An 18,631-nucleotide genomic window follows, 5' to 3' on the forward strand; every position below is an offset into this window, starting at 1 on the left:
GCGAGGTGGGCGCATGAGCGAGCGTAGCGAGCGAATCATCGGAAGGTGCGCGTGGGCGAATGCCCTCGCCGAGCGCAGCGAGGTGGGCGCATGAGCGAGCGTAGCGAGCGAATCATCGGAAGGTGCGCGTGGGCGAATGCCCTCGCCGAGCGCAGCGAGGTGGGCGCATGAGTCCCGTGTCGCAGGCCCTCCGTGCCGAGCGGATCAAGTTCACCACCCTCCGCTCGCTCTGGGTCACACCGCTGCTCGCCGTGCTGCTCACCGCCGGGGCCACCACGGCCGTCGGCGCGGCACTCGGCGGCAAGGAGCACAGCATCACCGACGACCCCGGCGTCGGCGTCTTCTACGGGCTCAACTTCGGCCAGGCGGCTGTGGTCGCCTTCGGGGTCCTGCTGATCGGGCAGGAGTTCAACACCCGGATGATCGACGTCTCCCGCGCCGCCGTCCCCCGGCTCGGCCGGCTGTACGGCGCCAAGCTGGCGCTGGCCGCCCTGATCGGCCTCGGCGCGGGCGCGGTCGGCACGGCCGGCGCCTACGCCGGGTACGCGGCCACCGTCCCCGCCGACTGGCACGGTCCGGCCTTCGCCCGCGCGGCCACGGCCGGGGTGCTGTACCCGGCCTTCCTGGCGGTGTTCTGCCTCGGGATGACCGCGATGTTCGGCAACCTCACCGCCGCCATGGGTCTGTTGACCCCGACCGTCTTCCTGCTCTCCCCGCTGCTCGGCGGTGTGCCCGGCCTGCGCGAGGTGTTCCAGTTCCTCCCCGACCGGGCCGGCCAGTACGCGCTGCACTACGCCGACGACCCGCAGCTCGCGTACGGACACTGGACCGGACTGGCGATCATGGCGCTGTGGACGGCACTTGCCGCGTACGGCGGGCTGCGCGCGATGCAGCGGCGAACCAAGTGATGTTGAGCGGAAGAGAGTTGAGCATGAGCATCGGCAACGCCCTGCGGGCCGAACGGATCAAGTTCACCACGCTGCCCTCGCAGTGGGCGGCGCCGCTGACCGCGGTGGCACTGACCGTCGGCGTCACCGCGGCCGTCAACGCCGCTTACGGAGCGAAGGACCACACTCCCGGCGAGGACCCGGCCGGCGGGATCTACTACGGCCTGCTGTTCGGCCACGTCGCCCTGGCCTGCCTCGGGATCCTGCTGGTCGGGCAGGAGTTCAGCACCCGGATGATCAGCACCTCGCTCACCGCCGTTCCCCGGCGCGGTCGGCTGTACGGCGCCAAGCTCGCGATCGGCGCCGGGCTGGGTCTGCTGGTGGGACTGGTCTCCACGGTCGGCTGCTTCCTCGCCGTCGACGCCACCGTCGGCCTGGACTTCTCCACCCCGGGGCTGGCCCGCAGCTTCCTGGCCGGCGTGCTCTACCACCCGATGATGGTGCTGATCTGCCTCGGACTGACCGCGATGCTGGGCAACTTCAGCGCGGCGCTCGGCCTGCTCACCCCGATGGTGTTCCTCGGCACCACCTGGCTGGCCGCGATCCCCGGCGTCCGCGAGGTCGGCCAGTTCCTGCCCGATCGGGCCGGCCTGTACGCGATGCGCACCCAGGCGGAGGCGGGGATCCACTACGGCCATTGGACGGGCCTGCTGATCATGGCGCTGTGGACGACTGCGGCGGTGCTGGGGGGCCTCCGCGCGATGCGGCGCTACCAGGCCTCGGGCGAGTGAGGAGGTAGCAGATAACAGCGAACAGATGACAGATTTCGAAATCTGTCATCTGTTCGCTGTTATCTGTTTGCTGTTCGCTGTTCGTCGTTCTGCGCCAGCTGTCCCGTCACCGCAGCGCCGGGTGCTCCGCGATCACCGTGCAGCTGCCCGGCGCGATCTCGGTGAAGCCCGCGTCCTGGACCACCGGCAGCCCGCTGCGGACCAGTTCCTCCCACGCCTCCGGCGCAGCCGTGCGGACGGCGAGTGCGAAGCCCGACTCCGCCCACTCCTTGCGCTGCGCCTCGTCCAGCCGCCACCAGGCGAGCTGCGCCGCGTGCCCGGTCTGGGCCATCGTCTTGCCCGCGCTCATCTCCAGTTCCGGGTTGAGCCACAACACCGGTACCCCCGGCTCGGGCGCGCCGGCCTCGGCGTTCTCCTCCAGATCCGTCCCGGAGACCTGCAGCCTGGCCAGTTCCTTCGGCCAGCCGTCCAGCGGGATCGGCGGGAACACCCGCACCTCCGCCTCCCGCCCCCGCACGGTGATGCCGGGCAGCTCCCCCGCCCGGCGCCACTCCCCGCCCCGGGCCCGTCGGACGACCTTGCGGATCCGGGCGTCCTCCCAGGCCGCGACCCGCTCCGCCCACTCGCCGTCCACCTCGGTCACCCGGGAGTCGGCGAGCAGCGTCAGCACCGCCCGTGCCGAGGTCTCCAGCGCGTCCGTCCGTCCCGGCGGCGTCGCCCGCTCCAGCCGGACGACCAGCGGCAGCACGTACTGGGGCAGCGCGTCGCGGTCCGCGGGGTCGGGTGCATCGTCGGAGGCGGGAACGGCGGCCGGGGCATCGAACGGAGAAGTCACCCGTCCAGCATGCCAGCCCCGCCCCCACCGACCCGGCCCGCCCCCGGGCCACCATCCCGGCCCACCCCGGCCCGCCCCTGGGCCCCCTTCGGCCCGCTCCGAAAGGCCCCAGCGACCGCGCCGCCCCGAGGGCCGGGATCAGCGCAGCCGCTGCCGCAGCTCGTCCACCGCCGTCCGGATCCCCGCGCTGTACGCGTCCTCCGGCAGCGCGTCCAGGCTCCGCACGGCCCGTTCGAGCTGCTCGCGCGCGAGGTCGGGCTCGCCGAGCTTGAGATGGTCGGAGGCCAGGTTGAGGTGCAGGGAAGGGTAGAACGCCCGGACCTGGAGGGCGGACTCGTACGTCGCGGCCCGCTCGGCGGTCAGCGAGTCGGCCGCCGCGAGGGCCCGCCGGTCCCACTCCAACTCGGCCCGGGGGTCGTCCTGGAGGTCGGCCAGATAGTGCGCCAGGACACAGCGGTGGAAGACGTCCCGTTCCCCCAGCTCCTCCCACAGGGCCTCGAAGCTGGCCCGCGCCTCGGCGGTCCGCCCGAGCTGCGCCGCCCGAACGCCGTCCAGCCCGAGCGCGATCCGACCCAGCGCCGGCTCCTCCGCACCGGACCGCTCCGAGCCGGAGGAGTCCGGTCCGGAGCCCCCTGACCTCCCCGGCCCCGGCCCCGGCCTTGGCCCCGGCCCCGGCCTTGGCCCCCGACCCGCCGACTCCCCCGAGGACGCACCTCCCATACCAGACACATCGGACATGTCCGCAGCCTAGCCGCCCACCGACCACCCCGCCCGGACCGCGAACCGCGCGAGGGCCCGACGTCCGCTCAGCGACGGTACCCGCGCTGCGGGTCCCGCTCCTCCGCGTCCTCGTACATCAGGAACCATCCCTCGGGATGCGTGGCCGCCAGCAGCAGTTCGGTGCGCTGCTCCGCGTCGAGCTCCGGGTCCCCGTCGTCCGGCCCGTACACGCCGAACAGTTCGTCGTGGCAGCCGTCCCAGTCGTAGTCGTACAGGTCGGCCGGCAGGTCGCCCATCATGTCGGCCACCGACTCGGGCTGGGAGCCGAGCAGCGTCCGGGCGTCCACCAGCGCCATCCGCAGCGCGAGCTCCTCGGCCAGGCAGCGAGGCAGCGGCCACTCGCCGAGGGCGAGGTCGTCGGCGAGGTCGTCGAAGGTGCGGGCCATCGCGCGCCGCCAGCTCCGGTGGAGCCGCCAAGTGCGTTGGGGCAGCCTGGCGAAGACCGTCCAGTCCACGTCCTCGCCGTCGACGACCGGATCGTCCCCGTGCTCGTCGAGGTCGTCGTAGGCGGCGTCGGCCAGGCCGAGCAGCTGGGCGTGAAGCAGGCAGGCCGTGCGCGGCGTGAGGGTCCAGTCCGCGCCCGCGCCGCCGTCCTCGTCCTCGCCGTCCAGCGGGAACAGTTCGGCGAAGTCCGGCGTGAAGTCCTCGGTGACACTGATCTCCAGCGTGCCGCCGACCGCCTCGACGCCGGGGATCGCGGCGACCAGCCGGTCGGGGTGCAGCAGCGCGCCGAGCGCCGCGTTGGCGTCCTCGGCGACCTCGCGCAGCAGTTCGCGGCGCTGGCCGGCCGGGTCGATGCCCTCGAAGTCCAGTTCCTCGACGGCCCTGATCGCGGCCGCGCGCAGCGCCGGCCAGTCGGTGATCCGCAGGCCCAGCACCACGGTCGCCTCGATCTCCGACGCGCCGGAGTACTCCGCCGCGCCCGGCCCCTGCGGATGATCGCTTCGCTCGCCCATGGGGCTAACGGTACGGCTTTTCCGCCGCCCGATCACCGGTCTGAACCAGCTTCCGGAGACCTTCTCGGCCACCTCCCCGCCGCGCCTCTGTCACTCGGACGCACCACCCCGGCAGGATGGGCCCCATGGCTGACATCAACGAGTTCGGCGGCGGGCAGGGCCCGAACGCCGACGTCCTGGTCGTGACCACCAACGACATTCCCGGTTTCCGGGTCGACCACGTGATCGGCGAGGTCTTCGGACTGACCGTCCGCAGCCGGCACCTCGGCAGCCAGATCGGTGCCGGGCTGAAGTCCCTGATCGGCGGCGAGCTGCGCGGCCTGACGAAGACCCTGGTCGAGAGCCGCAACGAGGCCATGCAGCGGCTGGTCGAGCAGACCAAGGCGCGCGGCGGCAACGCCGTCCTGATGATGCGCTTCGACGTGACCGAGGCGGCGGACGTCGGCACCGAGGTGTGCGCGTACGGCACCGCCGCGGTGATCTCCCCGATCGGCTGAGGCCCACCGCCCACCGCCACCGGCCCGCTCCCGCCGCCTTCCCGCCCGCTCCCGCTCCCGCTCCCGCCGCCGGCCGCCGGCCACCCACTGACCGCCCGGCACCGCCGCCCCCGGCCGGGAACAGCCGCCCGTCCTCCCGATGTTTCACGGGCGTGACTGTTTACGGTGCAACCAACGAGACCGGACAGCGGCGCGTGGACGTCCTGGTGGTGGGCGCCGGGCAGGCGGGGCTGTCCGCCGCCTACCACCTCCGCCGCCGCGGCTTCGCCCCCTACCGGGAGGGTGTGGACGGCGGCTTCGTCGTCCTCGACGCCAACGCCACCCCCGGTGGCGCCTGGGCGCACCGCTCGCCGTCCCTGCGGATGGCCACCGTGCACGGCTTCCACGACCTCCCGGACGCCGAGCTCCCGGCGCCCGACCCCGAGGCCCGCGCGCGCGAGGTGGTGCCGGGGTACTTCGCGGCGTACGAGGCCCGTCACGCGCTCCCGGTCGTACGCCCCGTCGCGGTTCACGCCGTACGCGCCGAGTCCGAGCGCTCCGACTCCCGGCTGCTGGTCGAGACCGACCGCGGCACCTGGTCCGCCCGCGCGCTGATCAACGCCACCGGCACCTGGACCCGTCCCTTCCTCCCGCACTACCCGGGCCACTTCGCGGGCCGCCAGCTGCACTACGCCGAGTACCGCGGCCCCGAGGAGTTCGCCGGGAAGCGCGTCCTCGTGGTGGGCGGCGGTGCCTCGGCGATCCAGGTGCTGTCGGAGGTCGCGGCGGTCGGCGGGACGATCTGGGTCACCCGCTCCGAACCCGTCTACCACGAGGGTCCGTTCACCCCCGAGTACGGTCGCGCGGTGGTCGCCAAGGTCGAGGAGCGCGTCCGTCAGGGGCTGCCGGTGCGCAGCGTGGTGAGCGTGACCGGCCTCGGCCCCTCCGTCGCCTACCGCCGGGCAAGGGAGTTGGGCGCTCTGCACCGCCGGCCGATGTTCGACCGGCTCACCGAGCACGGGGTGGCATGGGGCGACGAGGAGTCGGCGGTGGACGCGATCGTCTGGGCGACCGGCTTCCGTCCCGAGGTCGGCCACCTCGCCCCGCTCGGCCTGCGCTCCCCCGGCGGCGGCATCGCGCTCACCGGCACCCGTGCCACCGCCGACCCGCGCGTCCACCTGGTCGGCTACGGCCCGTCCGCGAGCACGATCGGCGCCAACCGGGCCGGACGCGCCGCCGTCAACGACCTGGTCAAGCTGCTCGGGGACCCGGCCGAACGGCCCGCCCCGGCCACGGTCTGACCGCCGGCGCCGTCCACCCACCGAGGCGGGCACGACCCGTCTCCGGCACACGCGTCGACTCGTCCGACTTCGCGGACGCCGGCCCTGCCCGCCGGGCTGCTCGGGCGGGCGGCGGCGCGCAGGGGAGCCGACGACGCTCACGGACGCGTCCGCGTCCACCCACCGCACCGCCCGGCGGATGAAGGCCGTTCAGCGGTCGTAGTCCACGGTGACCCGGTCGGTGAGCGGGCGGGCCTGGCAGGTGAGGACGTAGCCGGCCGCCAGCTCCTTCTCCTCCAGGGCGAAGTTGCGGCGCATCTCCACCTCGCCCTCGGTGACCAGGGCCCGGCAGGTGCCGCAGACGCCGCCCTTGCAGGCGAACGGCAGGTCGGGCCGGGAGCGCTGGGCGCCGTCCAGGATCGAGCGGTCGCGCGGGAGGGTGAGGGTGCTGCCGCGCCCGTCGAGGACGACGGTCACCTCGCTGCGCTCGCCGGGCACGCCCTCGGTGTCGCCGTCCGCGCGGTCCGTGCGGTCCCAGTCCTCGTCGCGCTCGACGAGCGGCTCGTCCTCGGCGTGGAACAGCTCCTGGTGCACCCGCTCGCCCGGCACCTCCAGTTCGGCGAGCAGTTCCTTCGCCCCGGCGACCATGCCGAACGGGCCGCAGAGCCACCAGTGGTCGACGCCGCCGACGTTCACCAGGGCCGTCAGCAGCGCCCGGACCCGCTCCGGGTCCAGCCGTCCGCTGAGCAGTTCGGCGTCCCTGGTCTCCCGGGAGAGCACGTGCACCAGCTGGAACCGGCCGAGGTAGCGGTCCTTCAGGTCGGCCAGTTCGTCCGCGAACATCACGGTGTCGCTGCGCCGGTTGCCGTAGAGCAGGGTGACGGTGGAGCGGCGGTCGGCGGCCAGCACCGAGGCGGCGATGGACAGCATCGGGGTGATGCCGGAACCGGCCGCGAGCAGCACGTGGTCGGCGGGGACGCCGAGTTCAGGGGTGAACAGACCGGACGGGGTCAGCACCTCGACCTCCTCGCCGGGCCGGGCCTCGCGCACCAGCCAGCGGGAGAACAGCCCGCCGGGCACCTCGCGGACAGCGATCCGCAACGGCCCGCCGACAGGGGCGCAGATCGAGTACGAGCGGCGCTCGTCGGCGCCGTCCACCACCTTGCGCAGGGTCAGGGTCTGCCCGGGCCGGAACGCGTAGGCGGCCGCCAGACCGTCCGGCACCGCGAAGGTCACCGCCACGGCGTCCTCGCACAGCCGCTCCACCCGCTCGATCCGCAGCGAGTGGAAGGTCGGACGGCGGGCCGGGCGGACGGCCTCCGTGGAAACCGCGGGATCGGCGGACGCCGTGGCATCCGTGGCTGCGGCGGGTGCGGGCGAGGCGGCGGGCATTCTCAGATCTCCTTGACGCGTTCGAACGGCTCGCGGCAGGCGCGGCAGCGCCAGAGCGCCTTGCAGGCGGTGGAGCCGAAGCGGGACAGCTCCTCGGTGTCGGTGCCGCCGCAGTGCGGGCAGGGCACCGGGGCGGCGGCTCCCGTGCGGGTGGGGCCGAGGGTGAGCGGAACGGGCCCCGATCCGGGCGCCACGGCCGAGGTCGGGCGCGGCGGGGCGATGCCCGCCTCGGCGAGCTTGCGGCGGCCCTCGGCGGTGATCAGGTCGGTGGACCACGGCGGGTCCAGCCGCAGCCGCACCCGTACGTCCGGGTACCCGGCGGCACGCAGCCGGCGGTCGACGTCGGCGGCCATCTCGGCGACGGCCGGACAGCCGGAGTAGGTCGGGGTCAGCCAGGCGGTCACCGCGCCGCTGCCGCCGTCCACCTCGACCGCGGCCAGTACGCCCAGGTCGGCCAGGGTGAGCATCGGCAGCTCCGGGTCCGGGACGGCCGCGGCGACCGACCAGGCCAGGTCGCGGGCGGTGCCGGTGTCGCCGACGGTCCCGGTCGAGCCGACGGTCCCGGTGGTCGCCGTGGAGCCCATGATCCCGGCGGTGCCGACGGTCCCGGCGGTGCCGACGGTCCCGGCCGTGCCGGTCACCACGTCGCCCCCGGGTGTGCGCGGGCCACCACCTGCAGCTCGGCGAGCAGCGGGCCGAGCGCCTCGGTGTGCACCCCGTCCCGGCCGGCCCGGCCCAGCACGGTGGCCAGCGGCGGGACGTCCGGCACGGTCAGCCCGGCCTCGGCGATCACGGCGGCCAGCTCGCGCAGCACCGGCTCGCGCAGCTGCGCCGGGTCGACGCCGGCCCGCAGCTCCACCGGGTGCGCGGTGAACAGCTCCTCCAGCAGCGGCCAGACCGCGTCCAGCCCGGCCTGCATCCGCTCCGCCGAGTACGGCGTGCCGTCGCCGAGCCGCAGCGTCCAGGCGGTGGCGTACTCGCGGTGGTACGCCAGCTCCTTGACGCCCCGGGCGGCGACCGCGGCCACCACCGGGTCGGGGTGCGAGCCCAGCGCCTCGTACAGCGCGCCGCGGGCGGTGGAGAACAGCAGCAGCCGGGCGATCGAGTACGCGAAGTCGCCGTTCGGGGTCTCCACCAGGCGGACGTTGCGGAACTGGTGCTCCTCCCGCCAGTACGCCAGGTCGTCCTCGGTGCGGCCGGAGCCGTCGGCCTGGCCGGCCCGGGTGAGCAGCAGCCGGGCCTGGCCGAGCAGGTCGAGGCCGAGGTTGGCGAGCGCGACCTCCTCCTCCAGCTCGGGCGCCCGGGTGCACCACTCGATCAGCCGCTGCGCGAGGATCAGCGCGTCGTCGCCGAGCATCTGGCAGTAGGCCGCGAGGTCGTCGCCGTCCAGGCCGGCGGGCAGGGCGGTGTCCACGCCGAGCAGCGGGTCGGCGAAGCCCGTCCCGTACGCCCAGCGGCCCTCGCCCTCGGGGCCGGGGGTGGCTCCGGCGAGGCTGAGGTAGACGTGGTCGTCCTCGGTGGTGGACGTGGTGTGGTCGTGCACGGTGGCTCCCCCGTCAGATGTGCGGGACATCCTCGGGGATGTCGTAGAAGGTCGGGTGGCGGTAGACCTTGTCACCGCTGGGCTCGAAGAACGGGTCGCGCTCGTCCGGGGTGGAGGCGGTGATCGCGTCCGAGCGGACCACCCAGAGGCTGACGCCCTCGTTGCGGCGGGTGTACAGGTCGCGGGCGGCGAGCAGGGCCATCCGGTCGTCGGAGGCGTGCAGCGAGCCGACGTGCACGTGGTTCAGGCCGCGCCGGGGGCGGACGAACACCTCGTACAGCGGCCAGCCGGCCTTGGACTCGGTCACGTTCAGTTCTCCTGTTCGGGGGTGGGCCGCTCGGCGGGTGCGGCTTGTTCGGCGGCGCGCTTGGCGGCGTAGGCGACGGCCGCCTCGCGCACCCAGGCGCCGTCCTCGTGCGCGGCCCGGCGGCGGTCGACCCGCTGGGCGTTGCAGGGGCCCTGGCCGTGGATGACCCTGGTCAGCTCGGACCAGTCGGGCTCGCCGAAGTCCCAGCCGCCGCGCTCCTCGTTCCAGCGCAGCTCGGGGTCGGGGAGGGTGACGCCCAGGTGCTCGGCCTGCGGGACGGTCATGTCGACGAAGCGCTGACGGAGCTCGTCGTTGGTGTGGCGCTTGATCCGCCAGGCCATCGAGCGAGCGGTGTTCGGCGATTCGGCGTCCGAGGGACCGAACATCATCAGCGACGGCCACCACCAGCGGTCGACCGCGTCCTGGACCATCCGGCGCTGGGACTCGGTGCCGCGCATCAGGGTCATCAGGAGCTCGTAGCCCTGGCGCTGGTGGAAGGACTCCTCCTTGCAGATCCGCACCATCGCGCGGGCGTACGGGCCGTAGCTGCAGCGGCAGAGCGGGACCTGGTTGCAGATCGCGGCGCCGTCCACCAGCCAGCCGATCACTCCGACGTCGGCGAAGGTGAGGGTGGGGTAGTTGAAGATCGAGGAGTACTTCTGGCGGCCGCTGATGAGCTTCTCGGTGAGTTCGGCCCGGTCGACGCCGAGGGTCTCGGCGGCCGCGTAGAGGTAGAGGCCGTGGCCCGCCTCGTCCTGGGCCTTGGCCAACAGGATGGCCTTGCGGCGCAGCGAGGGGGCCCGGGTGAGCCAGTTGCCCTCGGGCTGCATGCCGATGATCTCGGAGTGGGCGTGCTGGGCGATCTGGCGGATCAGGGTGGCCCGGTAGGCGTCGGGCATCCAGTCCCTGGGCTCGATCCGCTGCTCGGCGGCGATCACCGCGTCGAACCGGTCCTCCGGCGTCTGCGCCGGGACCGCCTCGGCCACCTCTGCTGTCACCACGGTCCCCTCTCGTGTCCCTGCTCTGGCTCCCTGCGCCGGCTCCGTGCACCGACTCCGTGCACTGGCGCCGGGGCGCCAACCGACTGACCGTTCGGTCGGTACCATTCTGCGCAGCGGGACGGAGGGATGGCAAGGGAGCGGGAAAACGGATACCAGCTGACAGAATCTGAAATCTGTCAGCTGTTATCCGTCATCTGTTATCTGTTCGCTGTCTTCCGCTGCCTGTGTACTGCCAGCCGTCAGCCGTCAGCCCGCATCCGCCGGCCGTCCTCAGCCGGCCGCCGCCCGGCTCACCCCTCCCCGCGATCCCGCAGCCGGGGCAGCGGAACGGCCAGCAGCGCCGCCAGCAGGGCGATCCGCGGGGCGAGCTGGTCCAGCCGGATGTACTCGTGCCGGGCGTGCGCACCGGCGCCCACCGCGCCGAAGCCGTCCAGCGTCGGCAGACCGCGCGACCCGGGCAGATTGGTGTCCCCGGCCCCGCCTGCCGGGGCGCCGTCCACCTGCTGCCCGAGCACCGCCGCGAGCGAACGCACATGCCGTAGCAGCGGGTTGCCGGTCCGCTCGGGCCAGGCCGGCCGGCTGGAGAGCACCTCCGTACGCACCCGGGCGCCCGGCCGCAGCGCGGTCAGCCGGGCGAGGTTGTCGAGCGTTCGACGCTGCGCCTCGACGGTGGAGAACCGCAGGCCGAGTTCGGCCTCGGCCCGTCCGGCGACCACGTTGGCCCGCGAACCCCCGCTGATCCGACCGGCGTTGAGCTCCGTACCGGGCTGGCCGGCGAGGCCGCGGACGAGTACCAGCTGGTCGACGAGCTCGTCCACCGCCGACACCCCGTCGTGGGCGTCGTTGCCCGCATGGGCCTCCCGCCCGGTGACGGTGAGGCGCACCCGGGTGCTGCCGCGCCGCGCGGTCTTCAGCCGCCCGTCCGGATGCGGCGGTTCCAGCCCCAGGACGGCCGCCGCACCGCGCAGTTGGCGCTCGACCAGGCTCCGTCCGTCCGGGCTGCCGACCTCCTCGTCGGAGACCACGACCAGCCGCACGGTGCGGTGCGGCCGCTCCCCCAGGTCCGCGAGCAGCGCCAACGCGCCCTCCAGAACCGCGAGTCCGCCCTTCATGTCGACCACTCCTGGCCCGGTGAGCCGCCCGTCCTGCTCGGTCACCGGCCAGTCCGCCAGGGTGCCGACCGGCCAGACGGTGTCGTGGTGGCCGACGACCAGCAGGTGCGGCAGGGATTCGTCCCGCCCCTTCCACTCGATCACCAGGTGGTCACCGGCCGGGCCTGGCTCGCGGCGGGCGGTGGCCCCGGTGGCACGGAATCCTGCGGCCAACTCCTCGGCGAGCGCGTCGAGTCGGGAAGCGTCGCCACTCGGCGACTCCATCCGGGCCAGGTCCACGCAGCGCCGCCGGACGGCACCCGCGAGGGTACGGGCCCGGGCGCTGAGCGCCTGCGGCAGCCCGGGCAGCGCGGCGGTGGTAGCGGAGGCGACGGCGCCCGTGACAGGAGCGGCAGTCGGGCCCGGCGCAGGACCGGCAGCGGCGGCCAGGGCCTCACCGTCGGCGGCGGCCGGGACCGCCACGGGTACGCGGTCGGGCTCCGCGGCAGCACCCGGCGCGGCCGGCGGCCCGACGATCTGGGGACTCAACGCTCGCCTCCGCGGCCGCAGCCGGTATTCAGCGGCCGGACCGGCCGACCGCTCCCGCCCGGGTACCAGGCCCGGCCGGACCGCACCGGCCGGCCCGGAGGTCGGACGGCCCGTCGGAACGGCCCGTCTGGCCCAAGTGCGGTGGAACGGCTGGGCGGCATGCTTGGCATTGCGTCCTCCTCGCTCGATCCGGCGCCCCGGTCCGCCCGGAGCCCCGTGCACGGCGGCTTCCTCGCGGCGGGCGCAGTGGCGCGACCGCCGCAGGGAAGCCGAGATGTGAGCCTAGAAGAACCGTTCGGTTTCCTGCGAGGTGGCCCTGTTCCCAGCGTGCCGGTACGGGCCCCGGCCTCGGTCACCCGTCGGAGGAAGCGGCGGGCGCTCGGCGCGCGGGCCTGGATCGGCGCGCGGGCGCGGTCGCCGGATCACGCCCATCTCCACCATGGACCCGCCGCCCAAGTTCGGCAGCGCAAACCGGCAAGGCACGGCATTTCCACGCCGGATGGGTGACAACGGCTCAGCGGGCGGTACCAACCGGAGGCACGCGACGGCTCAGGGAAGCCCGCACCGCAGCCCGAGCCGACCTCCGGGGAACGTCCCCGTGGACGCCGTCCGACGCTGCGCCCCGCCCTGCCCTCGCGAGCGCCCGCCCTCACGCACCGTCCCCGACCAGCCCCGCATCACGCGCGAGCAGCGCGGCCTGGACCCGGTTGGCCACCGCGAGCGCGGTCAGGATCCGGCTGACGTGCGCCTTGACGGTGCTCTCCCGCATCCCCAGCACGCCCGCGATCTCCGCGTTGGACAGGCCGTCCGCGAGTTCACGCAGCACGTCGGTCTCACGCGGGGTGAGCCCGGCGATCCGGCACCGGGCGGCCACCGCCCGGGGCGCGCCGACCCGGTGGTACCGGTCGATCAGCCGCCGCGCCGCCGCCGGGTGCAGCATCCCCTGCCCGGAGGCGACCACGTGCACGGCCCGGGCGATCTCCGCGGGCGGGGTGTCCTTGAGCAGGAAGCCGTCCGCCCCGGCGGCGAGCGCCTGGTACACGTACTCGTCCAGGTCGAAGGTGGTGAGCGCGATCACCCGTGGGGCATCGGGGAGTTGGCGCAGGCGGCGGGTGGCGGCGATCCCGTCGAGCCGGGGCATCCGGATGTCCATCAGCGCGACGTCGATCCGGTGGCCGCGGGCGAGCTCGACGGCCTGCAGTCCGTCGGCGGCCTCGGCGACCACGGCCAGCGCCGGGTCCTGGGCGAGGAGGTCGACCAGTCCGAGGCGTACCAGCGCGTCGTCGTCGACCACCATCGTGCGGATCATGCGGCGTCCTCCGGCTGCGGGGGCTGGGGATGAGGAACCTGCGTGCTCAGGGACTGCGGACGCGGAGGCTGCGGGCGCGGAGGCTGCGGACGCGAAGGCTGCGGACGCGAAGGCTGCGGACGGCCCGGCGCGGGCAGCCGGGCGGAGAGCCGGAAGCCGCCGGCGCCGTCCGGGCCGGCGTCCAGGTGGCCGCCGAGCGCTCCGACCCGTTCGCCGAGCCCCACCAGCCCGTACCCGCCGCCGGTGCCCGGCCCGTTCGGCGGGGCGTCGCCGGGGCCGTTGCGGACCTCGACGGTGGTCGCCGGTGCGCCGTAGCCGACCCGGACGCTGACGGGCGCGGCGTGCGCGTGCTTGCGGGCGTTGGTCAGCGCCTCCTGGACGACCCGGTGGACGGCCAGCCGGTGGGTGGTCGGCACCGTCTCGGGGTCACCGGAGAGGGCGAGTTGGACGTGCTGCCCGGCCTGGTTCGCCTCGTCGACCAGGTCGGTGAGGTCGCGCAGGGCGGGCGCCGGGACGGGCGCGGGCGGGGTGGGCACCTGCCCTGCGGGCACGAGCGGCCCCTCCCCGTCGGCGGGCCGCTCCGGTGGTTCGGCCCGCAGGGCCCCGAGCACGTCGCGCAGGTCGTCGAGCGAGCGCGCGGCGGTGGTGCGCAGCAGTTCGAGCCGATGGGTGAGCCGGTCCGGATCGGCGAGGACGGTACCGGCCCGGACCTGGTCGCGCAGCACTCCGGCGTGCAGCACCAGCAGACTCAACCGATGGGCCAGCACGTCGTGCATCTCCCGGGCGATCCGGGCGCGTTCGGCGGACCGGGCCTGCTCGACCCGCAACTCCCGCTCCCGGCGCAGGTTCTCGACCTGGGCGTGCAGGGCGCGGATCAGCGCCCGGCGACCGTGGAGCCACAGCCCGAAGGACAACACGGCGACCTGCAGGAGAAGTTGGGAGCCGGTGGTGCCCGCCCATCCGCTCAAGGAGTCGGCCCTGGCCGCGCTGACCAGCACGATGACCGCGCCAGCGGCCACCGCCGGGCCGGTGCGACCGAGGGAGGCGAGGTGGGCGACGCTGAACAGGCCGGGAAAGGCCCGGTTGAACAGGCTGCTGGTGAGCACCGGCAGGACTGCCGAGGCGGCCGGGTAGCGACGGGCGAACAGGAGCGAGAGCGCGGCGAGCGCGGCCACCACGGTCCGGTACGGGCGCAGCGGGCCGTCGGCGTGCAGCCACTGGAAGAGGCCCTCCTCGGCGGTGAGCACGAGGATGCCGAACATCAGCAGACTGTCCAGCCACGGCCGGCTGTCCGGGCCGTACCAGTCGAGCAGGCCTGTGCGCATCGAACTCGCTCCCGTCCGCTTGGACCCTGCCCGTTGAGGCCGGGTCGCGCCCATCCGTATCGGCCCGCGCCCGTTCACATCTCCTTCCCCTCGCGCCCGTTCGCATCCGCTCGCTCGATGCTACGGGCGGGCGCCGGTCCGGTGCCCCCTCCTCGCGGGCAGCCGCTCCCTCGACTTTCGTCGGGGGTCGGCGCCGCTCACCGGCCGATCCCGGGGCGTCGCGGTCTCCCTAGCGTCGACGACATGACGACCGAGCAGCTCCGCCCCGCCCCCGACTCCCTTCCCCAGCCGCGGCGTTCGCGCCCCTCTCGGCACGGCGGGGACCGCCTGCTGTTCCTCGCCGAGGCGCTGCGCACCTTCCACGACACCGGTGCGCTGGCGCCGAGTGGGCCCGATCTGGTGAACGCGCTCGTGGTGCCGGCCACCAGTCGCCCGAACCGGCCGATCTCGGTGCTGGAGGTCGGTGCCGGGACCGGCGTGGTGACCCGCCGGCTGGCCCGGGTGCTGCGCCCGGGCGACCGGCTGCACGTGGTCGAGGCGAACCCCCGGTTCGCCGACCGGCTGCGCAGGGACCCGGTCCTGGCCGCGCGCCGCCCGGGGGTGGGGCTAAGGCTGTCGGCGTGCCGGGTGGAGAACCTTCCGGAGGCGACCGAAGTCGCGGACCGGGACGGCCAGGGCAGCCAGGGCGGCCAGGGCGGCCGACACGGCCAGGACGGCGGCGGGCGGTACGACGTCATCGTGTCCGGGCTGCCGTTCACCAACTTCGAGCCGGCCCTGGTCCGGGACATCCTCGACCTCTACCTGCGACTGCTGACTCCCGGGGGCGAGCTGACCTACTTCGGCTACCTCGGCACCACCACCGCGCGCACGCTCGCCGCGGGACCGCGCCGCGGAGCCCGCCACCGGGCGGTGGTGCGACTGCTGCGCCGTTTCGAGGCCACGTACGGACTGGGCGAACGCACGGTGTGGCGCAACCTGCCACCCGCCCGGGCGCACCTGCTGCGCTCACCCGGACCGTACGCCTAGCGGAAGCCGCCCCGGCGGCGGAAGCGTCCGCGGCAGCAGAAGCGACCGGCGCGGAAACGTCCCGGCGGCGAAGGCCGCCCCACCGAGGCTCCAGTGCGAACAAATGACAAAAGACAGAAAACAGATTTTGAAATCTGTTCGCTGCAGTGCCATAGTGAGACCCGGGTCACACTGCCCTCCGCCGCCCGGCGCCGCACTCGCCCCTGGAGTTCCCATGGCCTCGACCACCCGCCCCGCCCAGCGCCGCCTCGGCGCCTCCGGGCCGGTCACCTCCGCCCTCGGCCTCGGCTGCATGGGCATGTCCGACCTCTACGGCCCCGCCGACGAGGCCGAGAGCATCGCCACCGTCCACGCCGCGCTCGACGCCGGGGTCACCCTCCTCGACACCGGCGACTTCTACGGCATGGGTCACAACGAGCTGCTGATCCACGAGGCCCTGCGCGGCCGCGACCGCGAGAGCGTGCAGATCAGCGTGAAGTTCGGCGCCCAGCGCGGCCCGGACGGCCAGTGGCTCGGCTACGACGGCAGCCCGGCCGCCACCAAGACCGCGCTCGCCTACACCCTGCGCCGCCTGCGCACCGACCACGTGGACGTCTACCGCCCGGCCCGACTCGACCCGAAGGTCCCGATCGAGGAGACCGTCGGCGCCATCGCGGACCTGGTCAAGGCCGGCTACGTCCGCCACATCGGGCTGTCCGAGGTCGGCGTCGACACCCTGCGCCGCGCCGCCGCCATCCACCCGATCAGCGACCTGCAGATCGAGTACTCCCTGCTCACCCGCTCGATCGAGGCCGCCATCCTGCCCGCCGCACGCGAGCTGGGCATCGGCATCACCGCGTACGGCGTGCTCTCCCGCGGCCTGCTCAGCGGCCACTGGAACCCGGACCGCTCGCTCGCCGACACCGACTTCCGCGGCGACAGCCCGCGCTTCCAGGGCGACAACCTGGCCCACAACCTCGCGCTGGTCGAGGCCCTGCGCACGGTCGCCGACGCGAAGGGGGCCAGCGTGGCCCAGGTGGCCATCGCCTGGGTCTCGTCCCGCGGCGAGGACGTCGTCCCCCTGGTCGGCGCCCGCCGCCGGGACCGGCTGGCCGAGGCCCTCGGCTCGCTGGACGTCACCCTGACCCCGGCCGACCTCACCGCCATCGAGGCCGCCGTCCCCGCCGGTGCCGCCGCCGGCGACCGGTACGCTGCCGCGCAGATGGCGCGCCTGGACAGCGAACGCTGACCCGGCCCACGCTGACCGGGCCCCCGCCGACCAGCGGAAACCCTCCGCGCCACCCCGACCGCACGACCCTAAGGACGGCCCCCGTGACCACGGACACCGCACTCACCGCCGAGCAGATCCTCCTCGCGGCGGAGGAAGTCCTCCGGCGGTTCGGCCCGACCAAGGCCACCGTCGTGGACGTCGCCCGGGAACTCGGCGTCAGCCACAGCAGCGTCTACCGCCACTTCCCCAGCAAGGCGGCCCTGCGCGAGGCGGTCACCCAGCGCTGGCTCAACCAGGCCCAGGGGGAGCTGAAGTCCGTCATGCTCGACGGCGGCAGCGCCACCGAGCACCTCGAACGCTGGCTGACCATGCTGTTCGCGGCCAAGCGGAAGAAGGCCCTGGACGACCCGGAGCTGTTCGCCACCTACATGGTGCTCGTCGAGGAGAACAGCAGCACCGTCGAGGCGCACATCGACACGCTGGTCGGGCAGATCGCCGAGATCTTCCAGGAAGGCCTGGACAGCGGGGAGTTCAAGCTCGGCCACATCCTCAACACCGCCCGCGCGGTCTTCGACGCCACCGCTCCCTTCCACGACCCCGCCTACGCGTCCACCTGGTCCGAACCGACCGCGGACGAGCGTTTCCGGGCCGTCTGGAAGCTGGTCCTCGGCGGACTGAAGGCCAAGTAGCCGACCCGATCCGACCCGTTCGAATCGAATCCTCGAATCGAATCGACGGGTCGACGGGTCGGATCGAATCGTCGGGTCGGGTCGGGTCGGATCGTCGGATCGGGTCATCGAGGCGCCGACGACCGGAGCGTAATCCGGTCGCCGGCGCCTCGCCGCCTCCGGCAGACTGCCACCCACAGTTGATCTCACCTGGAGGATGACATGCGGACGACCGGCCCGGTCCTGGACAGCCTGCGAGGGCTCGCGCTCGGCGACGCCTTCGGCGACCGGTGGTTCTCCGTCCCCGTCGACGAGGCCCCCGCCGACCTGGCCGCCCGCCTCGCCCGCCCGGCGCCCTGGCACTGGACGGACGACACCGCGATGGCCCTCGTCCTGGTCCGCCACCTCGCCGTCCACGGCGAGGTCCGACAGGACGCGCTGGCCGGGGAGTTCGCGGCCGAGTACGCCCGCGAGTACCAGCGCAAGTACGGCCCCTCCATGCACCGGGTGCTGCGCGGGATCGGCACCGGCGGGGACTGGCGCGCCATCACCTCGGGCCAGTTCGAGGGCCAGGGCTCGTACGGGAACGGCGCCGCGATGCGGGTCGCCCCGCTGGGTGCCTGGTTCGCCGAAGACCTGGACGAGGTCGCCCGGCAGGCCGAACTCCAGGCGCTCACCACCCACTTCCATCCGGAGGCGGTGGCCGGGGCGGTGGCGGTCGCGCTCGCCGCTGCACTCGCCGTCCGGAGCCGGGGCGAGCGTCCGCCCGGCCGGGCCGAGCTGCTCAGCGAGGTCGCCGAGCGGCTGCCGGACAGCGACGTCCGCTCCGGACTGCGGACCGCCGCCCGGCTGCCGGAGCACACCAGCATCCGGCACGCCGCCACCGTGCTCGGCTCGGGGTTGCTGATCTCCGCCCCGGACACCGTCCCGTTCGCTCTCTGGTCCGCCGCCGGGCAACTGGACTCGCTGCCCGAGGCGATCTGGCACACCCTGGAGGGCTGGGGCGACATGGACACCACCTGCGCCATCGCCGCCGGCGTGGTCGCCGCCCGCACCGGACTCGCCGATGTCCCGGCCTCCTGGCTCACCGCCTGCGAGGACCTCCCCGACTGGGTGGCCGAGCTGTAGGCGCCGAGACGCGCACGGCCTTCCGGGACACGCTGGACCGGAGCACGCCACCGCGCGCCCACCGTCCGCGGCCGGCG

Annotated in this window: 19 protein-coding genes; 8 read left to right on the forward strand and 11 right to left on the reverse strand. The window is 74.2% G+C overall.

Annotated elements, in window-relative coordinates:
• The first annotated feature begins 167 nt into the window (after positions 1-167).
• The gene (locus tag ACZ6Z8_RS16015; protein ID WP_465610096.1) at positions 168-908 is read left to right on the forward strand and encodes a hypothetical protein; all 741 of its coding nucleotides are present in this window, start codon (positions 168-170) and stop codon (positions 906-908) included.
• 23 nt (positions 909-931) lie between these two features.
• Positions 932-1,678, forward strand: a complete 747-nt coding sequence (locus ACZ6Z8_RS16020) for a hypothetical protein (RefSeq protein WP_465610098.1) — start codon at positions 932-934, stop codon at positions 1,676-1,678.
• A gap of 106 nt (positions 1,679-1,784) precedes the next feature.
• Here the strand turns inward: ACZ6Z8_RS16020 and ACZ6Z8_RS16025 are convergent, their stop codons facing one another.
• The 3 genes from ACZ6Z8_RS16025 to ACZ6Z8_RS16035 form a co-directional block, all read right to left on the reverse strand.
• On the reverse strand, positions 1,785-2,513 hold the full coding sequence (locus ACZ6Z8_RS16025; RefSeq protein WP_465610100.1) for an aminoacyl-tRNA hydrolase: 729 nt from the start codon (positions 2,511-2,513) through the stop codon (positions 1,785-1,787).
• A gap of 138 nt (positions 2,514-2,651) precedes the next feature.
• On the reverse strand, positions 2,652-3,251 hold the full coding sequence (locus ACZ6Z8_RS16030) for a hypothetical protein (protein WP_465610102.1): 600 nt from the start codon (positions 3,249-3,251) through the stop codon (positions 2,652-2,654).
• A 68-nt stretch (positions 3,252-3,319) separates the two neighbouring features.
• Positions 3,320-4,249 carry a hypothetical protein gene (locus ACZ6Z8_RS16035; RefSeq protein ID WP_465610104.1) on the reverse strand — a complete coding sequence of 310 codons (930 nt, stop codon included), beginning with the start codon at positions 4,247-4,249 and terminating at the stop codon, positions 3,320-3,322.
• A gap of 125 nt (positions 4,250-4,374) precedes the next feature.
• Between ACZ6Z8_RS16035 and ACZ6Z8_RS16040 the strand changes: the two genes are divergently transcribed.
• Together ACZ6Z8_RS16040 and ACZ6Z8_RS16045 are read left to right on the forward strand one after the other, a co-directional pair.
• The gene (locus tag ACZ6Z8_RS16040; RefSeq protein ID WP_465610106.1) at positions 4,375-4,746 is read left to right on the forward strand and encodes a YbjQ family protein; all 372 of its coding nucleotides are present in this window, start codon (positions 4,375-4,377) and stop codon (positions 4,744-4,746) included.
• Positions 4,747-4,898: 152 nt separating this feature from the next.
• Entirely contained in the window at positions 4,899-6,026 is a 1,128-nt protein-coding gene (locus tag ACZ6Z8_RS16045) for an NAD(P)-binding domain-containing protein (RefSeq protein ID WP_465610108.1), read from the forward strand.
• A gap of 189 nt (positions 6,027-6,215) precedes the next feature.
• Here ACZ6Z8_RS16045 and paaE read toward each other — a convergent pair whose 3' ends face one another.
• From paaE to ACZ6Z8_RS16085, 8 genes are all read right to left on the reverse strand, one after another.
• A complete protein-coding gene (gene paaE, locus ACZ6Z8_RS16050) occupies positions 6,216-7,397 on the reverse strand; it encodes a 1,2-phenylacetyl-CoA epoxidase subunit PaaE (protein WP_465610110.1) in 1,182 nt (393 codons plus the stop codon).
• A gap of 2 nt (positions 7,398-7,399) precedes the next feature.
• Positions 7,400-7,981, reverse strand: a complete 582-nt coding sequence (paaD, locus tag ACZ6Z8_RS16055; protein ID WP_465610548.1) for a 1,2-phenylacetyl-CoA epoxidase subunit PaaD — start codon at positions 7,979-7,981, stop codon at positions 7,400-7,402.
• Positions 7,982-8,034: 53 nt separating this feature from the next.
• Entirely contained in the window at positions 8,035-8,970 is a 936-nt protein-coding gene (gene paaC, locus ACZ6Z8_RS16060) for a 1,2-phenylacetyl-CoA epoxidase subunit PaaC (protein ID WP_465610112.1), read from the reverse strand.
• The gene (gene paaB / locus ACZ6Z8_RS16065; RefSeq protein ID WP_030234269.1) at positions 8,954-9,247 is read right to left on the reverse strand and encodes a 1,2-phenylacetyl-CoA epoxidase subunit PaaB; all 294 of its coding nucleotides are present in this window, start codon (positions 9,245-9,247) and stop codon (positions 8,954-8,956) included. The genes paaC and paaB overlap by 17 nt, the downstream gene beginning before the upstream one ends.
• Before the next feature lie 2 nt (positions 9,248-9,249).
• Complete coding sequence (gene paaA, locus ACZ6Z8_RS16070) at positions 9,250-10,248, reverse strand: 1,2-phenylacetyl-CoA epoxidase subunit PaaA (protein ID WP_465610114.1); 999 nt, start codon at positions 10,246-10,248, stop codon at positions 9,250-9,252.
• Between the two features lie 290 nt (positions 10,249-10,538).
• A complete protein-coding gene (locus ACZ6Z8_RS16075; RefSeq protein WP_465610116.1) occupies positions 10,539-11,888 on the reverse strand; it encodes a M20 family metallopeptidase in 1,350 nt (449 codons plus the stop codon).
• Between the two features lie 649 nt (positions 11,889-12,537).
• Positions 12,538-13,197: a response regulator gene (locus ACZ6Z8_RS16080; protein WP_465610118.1), complete on the reverse strand. Its 660-nt coding sequence runs from the start codon at positions 13,195-13,197 to the stop codon at positions 12,538-12,540.
• Positions 13,194-14,522 carry a sensor histidine kinase gene (locus ACZ6Z8_RS16085; protein ID WP_465610120.1) on the reverse strand — a complete coding sequence of 443 codons (1,329 nt, stop codon included), beginning with the start codon at positions 14,520-14,522 and terminating at the stop codon, positions 13,194-13,196. The genes ACZ6Z8_RS16080 and ACZ6Z8_RS16085 overlap by 4 nt, the downstream gene beginning before the upstream one ends.
• Positions 14,523-14,765: 243 nt before the next feature.
• Here ACZ6Z8_RS16085 and ACZ6Z8_RS16090 point away from each other — a divergent pair, with 243 nt between their 5' ends.
• The 4 genes from ACZ6Z8_RS16090 to ACZ6Z8_RS16105 all read left to right on the forward strand — a co-directional run bounded on the left by ACZ6Z8_RS16090 (position 14,766) and on the right by ACZ6Z8_RS16105 (position 18,554).
• Complete coding sequence (locus ACZ6Z8_RS16090; protein WP_465610122.1) at positions 14,766-15,548, forward strand: class I SAM-dependent methyltransferase; 783 nt, start codon at positions 14,766-14,768, stop codon at positions 15,546-15,548.
• Positions 15,549-15,762: 214 nt separating this feature from the next.
• Positions 15,763-16,776 carry an aldo/keto reductase gene (locus ACZ6Z8_RS16095; protein ID WP_465610124.1) on the forward strand — a complete coding sequence of 338 codons (1,014 nt, stop codon included), beginning with the start codon at positions 15,763-15,765 and terminating at the stop codon, positions 16,774-16,776.
• Positions 16,777-16,859: 83 nt separating this feature from the next.
• Positions 16,860-17,447: a TetR/AcrR family transcriptional regulator gene (locus ACZ6Z8_RS16100; RefSeq protein WP_465610126.1), complete on the forward strand. Its 588-nt coding sequence runs from the start codon at positions 16,860-16,862 to the stop codon at positions 17,445-17,447.
• 201 nt (positions 17,448-17,648) lie between these two features.
• Positions 17,649-18,554: an ADP-ribosylglycohydrolase family protein gene (locus ACZ6Z8_RS16105; RefSeq protein WP_465610128.1), complete on the forward strand. Its 906-nt coding sequence runs from the start codon at positions 17,649-17,651 to the stop codon at positions 18,552-18,554.
• The last annotated feature ends 77 nt before the right edge of the window (positions 18,555-18,631 follow it).

It is taken from the genome of Kitasatospora sp. NPDC101108, assembly GCF_055584725.1.